Annotated in this window: 8 protein-coding genes; 6 read left to right on the forward strand and 2 right to left on the reverse strand. The window is 31.5% G+C overall.

Features of this window, described 5'->3' with window-relative positions:
- The first annotated feature begins 4 nt into the window (after positions 1 to 4).
- The 3 genes from VK164_RS03125 to VK164_RS03135 all read left to right on the forward strand — a co-directional run bounded on the left by VK164_RS03125 (position 5) and on the right by VK164_RS03135 (position 2,803).
- Positions 5 to 1,672 (forward strand): hypothetical protein, encoded by a 1,668-nt coding sequence (locus VK164_RS03125; RefSeq protein WP_324207950.1) that lies wholly within the window; start codon positions 5 to 7, stop codon positions 1,670 to 1,672.
- A 117-nt stretch (positions 1,673 to 1,789) separates the two neighbouring features.
- A complete protein-coding gene (locus VK164_RS03130) occupies positions 1,790 to 2,422 on the forward strand; it encodes a 7-carboxy-7-deazaguanine synthase QueE (protein ID WP_324207951.1) in 633 nt (210 codons plus the stop codon).
- Positions 2,423 to 2,425: 3 nt separating this feature from the next.
- Positions 2,426 to 2,803 carry an energy transducer TonB gene (locus tag VK164_RS03135; protein WP_324207952.1) on the forward strand — a complete coding sequence of 126 codons (378 nt, stop codon included), beginning with the start codon at positions 2,426 to 2,428 and terminating at the stop codon, positions 2,801 to 2,803.
- Between the two features lie 23 nt (positions 2,804 to 2,826).
- Here VK164_RS03135 and VK164_RS03140 read toward each other — a convergent pair whose 3' ends face one another.
- Positions 2,827 to 3,534: an SAM-dependent methyltransferase gene (locus tag VK164_RS03140; RefSeq protein ID WP_324207953.1), complete on the reverse strand. Its 708-nt coding sequence runs from the start codon at positions 3,532 to 3,534 to the stop codon at positions 2,827 to 2,829.
- Between the two features lie 74 nt (positions 3,535 to 3,608).
- Here VK164_RS03140 and VK164_RS03145 point away from each other — a divergent pair, with 74 nt between their 5' ends.
- The gene (locus VK164_RS03145) at positions 3,609 to 4,103 is read left to right on the forward strand and encodes a YkgJ family cysteine cluster protein (RefSeq protein WP_324207954.1); all 495 of its coding nucleotides are present in this window, start codon (positions 3,609 to 3,611) and stop codon (positions 4,101 to 4,103) included.
- A 1-nt stretch (position 4,104) separates the two neighbouring features.
- The gene (locus tag VK164_RS03150) at positions 4,105 to 4,515 is read left to right on the forward strand and encodes a PH domain-containing protein (protein WP_324207955.1); all 411 of its coding nucleotides are present in this window, start codon (positions 4,105 to 4,107) and stop codon (positions 4,513 to 4,515) included.
- A gap of 24 nt (positions 4,516 to 4,539) precedes the next feature.
- On the opposite strand, the gene VK164_RS03155 is transcribed toward VK164_RS03150, so the two are convergent.
- Positions 4,540 to 5,772: a DUF1343 domain-containing protein gene (locus VK164_RS03155; protein ID WP_324207956.1), complete on the reverse strand. Its 1,233-nt coding sequence runs from the start codon at positions 5,770 to 5,772 to the stop codon at positions 4,540 to 4,542.
- An 83-nt stretch (positions 5,773 to 5,855) separates the two neighbouring features.
- Here VK164_RS03155 and VK164_RS03160 point away from each other — a divergent pair, with 83 nt between their 5' ends.
- Positions 5,856 to 7,088: an ABC transporter permease gene (locus VK164_RS03160; RefSeq protein WP_324207957.1), complete on the forward strand. Its 1,233-nt coding sequence runs from the start codon at positions 5,856 to 5,858 to the stop codon at positions 7,086 to 7,088.
- Positions 7,089 to 7,297: the final 209 nt, after the last annotated feature.

The raw sequence follows: 7,297 nt of genomic DNA on the forward strand, positions 1-7,297 counted from the left end.
AGGTATGAAAAAGACAATAGTTTTTAGTATTACATTATTAGCAACAGCAACTATTAGCAAAGCGCAAGATTTTACTCAAGCTAATAAATCTATTGATGCTGAACAATATGAAAAAGCAAAATCTGAATTAAAAGCAATCTATCAAGCTAAACCATCTAATGGTAAAGCTGCATTTTTATTAGGCACAATCTATCTTAAGCAAAACGTGCAGGATTCTGCAAAATTGTTTTTTGATAAAGGAGTAACTGCTTCAGAATTTTCAAAACTTAATCAAATTGGTTTAGGCCAATTAGATTTAGATAACAATAAAGTCGCAGAAGCAAAATCAAAATTTGATTTGGTATTAAAAGATGTTAAAAAGAAAGATTTTGAAGAATACATTTATGTAGCACAAGCATACATGAATGCTGACAAACCAAATTACAAAGCTGCAATAGAAGTAATGTTGAAAGCTAAATTAAATCATCCAGAAAATGCTAAAGTTTTATTAGTACTTGGGGATGCGTATTATGGTGATAAAAATCAAAATGATGCATATGTTGCTTATAGAGATGCGTATAAATTTGATCCAACTTTAATTCGTGCTAGAATGCAGTCTGGAGTTTTGTTAAAAGGAGCAAAAGCATATGTTGAAGCAGAAAAAGCATTAAATGAGGTGGTTGCAGCAAACCCAAATTATGGTCCTGCATACAGAGAATTAGCAGAAACATATTACTATTGGGCAAACAATCAACCAAAAACATATACACAAAATATAGCTAAAGCTTTAGAGTTTTATAAAAAATACATGTCTATGACAGACTATTCTTTAAGTTCTCGTATGCGTTATGCAGATTTCTTAATTCTTGCAAAAGAGTATAAAGCGCTTGAAGTTGAAGCTAATAAAATGAAAGAGTTGGATAATGTAAATCCAAGAATTTTACGTTATTTAGGATATGCTGCATTCGAAAATGGAAATACTGACGTAGCAATTAAATCGTTAAATGATTATTTGTCAAATCCTAATAATAAAGTAATAGGTCGAGATTACTTATATTTAGGTTTAGCAAAAATTAAAAAAGGAACGAGTGCTGATGGTAAAACAGTTGATGTAACTTTATTAAAAGAAGCAGTTGCTGAATTAAATAAAGCTGTTGAAAAAGAAGCAATTATTGTTACAGAATTTAACGCAATTGGCTCTAAGTTTTTTGAACAAAAACAATATAAAGAAGCAGCTTTAATTTTTGAGATTGGAGCTTCTAAATCAGATAATAAAAATTACTTAGATGACAACTTATTTTATGGTTTGTCTATCTATTATGATAACAATAAGAATGGTGTAAAACCAAACATTGAAGATTTACAAAAAGCTGAGATAGCATTTGATAATGTTTTAAAATCATCACCAAATTATCAAGACGCATATATTTTTAAAGCAAGATGCAATAGATTGTTAGAAAATGATGAAAATATGGCTAAAAATTACGAGGCTTATTTAGAAAAAATTACGGCTAAAGGTGCTGAAGAAATGGCTAAACCATCAAACAAATCTAAGTTAATTGAGTCATACAATAATATCGGAGCGCATTATGCAAATTCTGATATTGCAAAAGCAAAAGAATTTTTCAATAAAACATTATTGTTAGATGCTACTAATGCTTATGCTACTGATTCTTTAAAAGCATTAAAATAATAAATCTTTCTCAAAAATAAACAAAGCCAGTATTTTACTGGCTTTGTTGTTTATAAAGCGTAGATGATTTTAATTCTTAATTAAATGAAGTATCTTTGCAAACTATTTTAAAAATAAATGTTGAAGAAAGAAACACAGTTAGCGGTTGAAAAAGGTGAAATGTTGCCTTTAATGGAGGAATTTTATACTATTCAGGGTGAAGGGTATCATACTGGTACGGCTGCTTATTTTATACGAATTGGTGGTTGTGATGTAGGGTGTCATTGGTGTGATGTGAAAGAAAGCTGGAATGCTGAATTGCATCCGCCGACTAATACAGATATTATTGTTGCCAATGCAAAAAAATATGCCGACACAGTTGTAGTTACGGGTGGCGAGCCTTTGACTTGGGATATGACTTTGTTGACTTCTAAACTAAAAGCACAAAATTTAAAAGTTCATATTGAAACTTCTGGGGCATATGAAGTTTCTGGTACATGGGATTGGTTTTGTTTGTCACCAAAGAAAAATAAATTACCCGTTCAAAGTGCTTATGATATAGCAAATGAGTTAAAAGTAATCATTTACAACAAACATGATTTTATTTTTGCCGAAGAACAAGCAGCAAATGTAAATCCGAATGCTATTTTATTTTTGCAACCCGAATGGAGTAAAAAAGAAGAAATGACGCCTTTAATCGTTGATTATGTGATGAAAAATCCAAAATGGAGAGTTTCTTTACAAACGCATAAATATTTGAATATTCCATAGTAAATGAAAAAGTTTTTATTTTTTTTCTTGTTAGTGTTGTTCTCAAATTTGAGTTTTTCTCAATTAGGAGGAGAAGATGAAGTATACCTTGGAGGTGATACCATAGATGCTAAATTTCAAGAGGGAGGAATTGATAAATTTTATGATTATATAATTCAAAATTTCAATTTATCAACAGTAGAAAAATCAGGTCAAATTATATTTACATTCACTATAAATGAGTTAGGAGAAATTAAAAATATTAAAATTTTACGTGATTTAGGAACAAATTCAGCTCTAGAATTGATAAGAGTTTTGCGAAAATCACCTAAATGGCAACCCGCTTATAGAGCAGGAAAACCAATAAGTATTGATTTAAAAATGCCATTAACTTTTAAATGAAACCTTAATTAATTTTTTTACTTTTATAGAGATAATTTCGCCAAATAATCAAAATGTTCGCCCTCTAAAATTAATTCGCATTGTAAACCAATGGCAACAGCAGCATTTTGCAAAGTGTTGTAGTCAATATACATCCAATCAAACGAATTTTCTTTTTCGCCTTTGTATACTATATCAAAAACAACCTCACCATAGTAGTCAACATCTGTCGGAATCCATTTTCCGCCATCTTCATCTTCGTCAAACATGTAAATAATATCTGAACTATCTACAAGAATTTGACCATCGTCTGATAGTAATGATTTCAATTTTTGAAGAAAATTAGGTATATTTTTTAATTTACCGCACATTCCAGCACCATTCATTAATAGCAAGATTGTGTCATATTTTTCTCCATCAAGTTGCATAATGTCTTGAACTTTTAATTTTTTCAAACCACGAAGTTCGCAGGCTTTAATCGCATTTGCAGAAATATCAATTGCTGTAACATTCAAATTTAATTCGTTTTGTAGGTATAACGAATGACTTCCAGCACCACAACCAACGTCTAAAACTTTTCCTTTAGCTAATTGTAATGCTTTTTGTTCTAGTTTTGGCATTTCGGCATAGGAACGAAACAAATAGGTAACGCTCATTTCATCGGCTTCCGAAATAGAAGTTTCAGTGATTAAATCTTCGGGAGAATTATTCGTTTGGTAATCTAAAATGGCTTTTCCGAAAAGGTCTTTCATTGCTTTTTGTTTAAAGTTTCAGGTTTTTTTAGTTTCAAGTCCTTAACTTTGTGGCTCAACTTGAAACTTTAAACTTGAAACCAAAAATTGACGAACTCGGAAAACTTGCCAAAGATACGCATATCGAAACCAAAAAGTATTTTGACAAGCTAAAAAAGAAAACTCCCAAGAATTTAGATTATGTAATGCAAGATTTACACGATGCTGAATTTAAAAAAACGGATTGTTTGGAGTGTGCCAATTGTTGCAAAACAACCGGACCATTGTTTACGTCGGCCGATATTGAACGAATTTCAAAAAGTTTTCGTCAAAAACCACAGCAGTTTATTGACCAATATCTTCGCATTGATGAAGATAACGATTATGTTTTGAAAAGTGTGCCATGTACGTTTTTAGATAGCGACAACAAATGTTTTATCTACGATGTTCGCCCAAAAGCCTGCCGAGAATTTCCACACACCGACAGAAAGAAATTTCAACAAATCTCAGATTTAACCATGAAAAATGTTGCGATTTGTCCTGCTGCGTTTAATATTGTGGAACAAATGAAAAAAAAATTACCCTTGTAAAATGAGAAAAGTTTTTCCTTCCAAGGTAGATGTGTCTTTGTTAATATTATTTGTTATAACTTCAATTCCAGCTATATTAATAGGTATTAAAGAGAAAGATTGGGTTTTATTTGCAATTTTGATAGCAGTTTTTGTATTGATAATGTATTTATTGTATGATACATATTATGTAGTTACTCAAGGAACTTTAAAAGTTCATTCTGGATTTATTGTAAATAAGAATATTCCAATTGAAAGTATAATATTAATTAGGAAATCCGATAGTATTTTAAGTGCTCCAGCCTCTTCATTAACAGATAGAATTGAAGTTTGTTATGGGGATTCAAAATCAATCGTAATATCACCAAAAGATAGAATGATTTTTGTTGATGAATTACTAAAACAAAATCTTGAAATTAATGTTGATTTATAAGAAAAGTCTTTTATAAATTTTCTTCTATTCATAAATCAAATACTTTTTTCTCACTTCCTTAAACTGCTCCAAACCTTCTTGCCAGGTTTTTCTAATTTCTTTTTCGGTCATTCCGGCTTCAATTTGTTCGCGGAGTTTTTTGGTTCCGGCTAATTTGGTGAAGAAATCATTGAAGAAAACGGTTTTATCTGCGGTGTTTTCGTAAGCTTTCAATAACCATTTTAATTCTAATCGGTGTACTTTTCTGATTTCGGTTAAATCTTCTCCAAAACATAACTTTCCATTATGAACAGGGTCTTTTGCTCCAAAATTTGGCTGAGGAGTAAAACTAAAATCAAATTCACTTTCTGGTAAAAATGGAGAACCGTAAATTTGGAATTGTTTTTCGGTACCACGACCTAAACTTACATTTGTACCTTCAAAAAAGCATAAACTCGCATATAAATTAATGGATTGATCGTTGGGTAAGTTTGGCGAAGGCTTCACAGGTAAACTATATTTCATATCGTGTGCATAGTTCAAACACGGAATCACAGTCACGTTGCATTGTAAGCCGTCTTTCAACCATTTTTCGCCATTAATCATTTTGGTATATTCGCCAATCGTCATTCCATGCAAAACCGGAATTTCGTGCATTCCCACAAAACTTTTGTGCTCCTTTTCTAAAATTGTACCATCAATAATGCTTCCATTCGGATTTGGTCGGTCTAAAACCAAAAGCGGAATATTGTTTTCGGCACAAGCTTCCATCACATAATGCAACGAAGATATATAAGTGTAAAATCGTGCACCTACATCTTGCAAATCAAAAACTAAGACATCAATTCCTTCTAATTGCTCAGGTTTTGGTTTTTTATTGTTTCCGTAAAGCGAAATAATCGGTAAATTAGTTTTGGTGTCTTTTCCGTCTACGATTAATTCGCCAGCATCATCTGTTCCTCTAAAACCGTGTTCAGGTGCATAAATTTTCTGGAGATTGATGTTTTGTTCGATTAAAAAATCAACCAAATGTTTTTCTTTTGAAAGAATTCCCGTTTGATTTGTAACTATTCCAACACGTTTGTCTTTTAATAATGGCAAATAACTTTCAAAGTTTTCGGCTCCTGTTTTAAAAGTAACATCTGTCGAAGTAGAAGTCAAAGTCACATTATCAGTGCTCGGTTTTAGTTGCGGAATAGCCTTTTTGCTACTTCCACAGGAAATAGAAAGTACAAGTAAGCTAATTAATGTTGTAAATCGATATATATTGTATTTCATAACTATTTTTTAATCTGTGTAAATCTGTGTAATCTGTGGCAAAAAACTTTATGTATATTTGCGTTAATTATAAATTATAAACCTTGGATTTAGAATATTTCATAGCCAAAAGACTAATTGCTGCTAAAAGTTATAAAAGTAGTATTTCTTCGCCAATTATAAAAATTGCGATTACGGCAATTGCCATCGGAATTATTATGATGATTATGGCAGTGGCTACGGGTGTTGGGCTTCAAGATAAAATTCGCGAGAAAGTTTCCGCTTTCAACGGACATATTATTATTTCTAATTTTGATGACAATCAATCTCAGGTTACTACTGAACCTATTTCAATAAATCAAAGTTTTTATCCTAAATTCAAAAATATTGAAGGAATCAGTCATGTGCAAGCCGTAGCAAGCAAAGCCGGAATTATTCGTACAGAAAAAGCATTCGAAGGTATCATATATAAAGGTGTTGGTAAAGATTATAACTTTACCAATTTGGAGGAATATTTGGTCGACGGTAAAATTCCAAATCTAAAATCCGAATTAAATACCGAAGTTTTAATTTCAGAATACTTAGCCAAACGATTACAATTAAAAGTAGGCGATAAGTTTCTGACTTTTTTTATGAAAGAAAACGGAAAACTTCCTAACAAAAGAAACTTCTTAATAACCGGAATTTTCAACTCTGGGTTTCAAGAATTCGACGCTACTTATATAATAGGTGATATTCGCCATGTGCAACTCATCAATAAATGGCAACCAACAGAAGTTGGAGCATTTGAAGTTTTCGTAGACGATTTCTCTAAAATCAAAGAAAAAGGAGAGGAAGTCTACAAAGAAATTCCGCCTACTTATAATAGTATTACCATCGAAGAAAAGTATTACAGCATCTTCGAATGGCTAAAATTGTTCGATTTTAATATCCTAGTGATTCTAATTGTAATGATTGTGGTGGCTACTATCAACATGGTTGTCGCATTACTAGTCCTTATTTTAGAACGCACTCAAATGATCGGAATTCTAAAAGCTATGGGCGCCAACAACTGGCATGTCCGAAAAATATTTCTCTACAACGCTTTCTATTTAATCGCTCGCGGATTATTTTGGGGGAATCTAATTGCAATTTCTTTATTGTTAATTCAAAAGGTCTTCGGCGTAATACAACTCAATCCCGAAAACTACTATGTAAACGAAGCACCCGTGAGTATTAATTTACTTCATATTGCATTATTAAATATTGGGACCGTAATTGTTTGTTTATTGGTTTTGCTTATCCCTTCGTACATTATTACTAAGATTTCGCCAGTAAAAGCTATTCGTTTCGATTAAGTTTTTTAGCGGCTATCATTCCTAATAACAAGAATCTCCTGATTGGTTAACTATTGTTTAAGTTAGTCAAGCAACAATCTTCAGCATTAAATTTGAAACCTGCAACTACACTATATATATAGGTATAATAAGAACATTGCTTTCTTTGTGGTAAAACTTCAAAAAACTTTTGTGTATTAAATCCTTGTTATCAGAGAGTTAAGAAATGC

This window comes from Flavobacterium sp. (assembly GCF_035299005.1).
In the GTDB taxonomy this organism is placed as follows: Bacteria; Bacteroidota; Bacteroidia; order Flavobacteriales; family Flavobacteriaceae; genus Flavobacterium.